Source organism: Tepidimonas fonticaldi (assembly GCF_001675355.1).
GTDB classification, from domain to species: domain Bacteria; phylum Pseudomonadota; class Gammaproteobacteria; order Burkholderiales; family Burkholderiaceae_C; genus Tepidimonas; species Tepidimonas fonticaldi.
In genome coordinates, this window is record NZ_LZDH01000044.1 from 1 (window position 1) to 502 (window position 502).

Consider the following 502-nt stretch of genomic DNA (forward strand, 5'->3'; position numbering starts at 1 on the left):
AAGATCGGGGCAACCATCGTGCTTCCCCACGTCCCGTACCACTGGTCCGTTTGCGGGTCATCGACGACGACGTAGACCAGCAGGCGCGGGTCGTCTTTGGGAGCAAAGCCGATAAACGAAGCGATATAGTGGCCTTGCTTGATCTTGTTTCCTTCGTATTTTTGCGCCGTTCCCGTTTTACCTGCGACGTGGTAGCCATCGATCCGGTACGCTTTCCCCGTACCTGCCTCAGCTGTAACTACGGTCTCCAAAATGTCGCGCGTCTGCTTCGCCGTCGCTTCGCTGACCACTCGGCGGACCACCTCGCGCTCAGAGCGCTTGACGACGGCACCTGTCAGCGGATCGCGCATCTCTTTGATAATGTGCGGTTTCAGCAATTCTCCCCCGTTGGCAATCGCTCCGACAGCAGCTACCTGCTGAATCGCCGTAACCGTCACCCCTTGCCCGAAGGTAGTGACCGCCCAGTCGCGCGGAGAGCGAGGGTTTTCCAGGTTGGAGATGT

Annotated in this window: 1 protein-coding gene; it reads right to left on the reverse strand. The window is 58.8% G+C overall.

The window, feature by feature from the left end; translation table 11 throughout:
* The coding region (locus tag A9O67_RS04170; RefSeq protein WP_269451555.1) for a penicillin-binding transpeptidase domain-containing protein at positions 1 to 502 on the reverse strand (502 nt) is incomplete at both ends.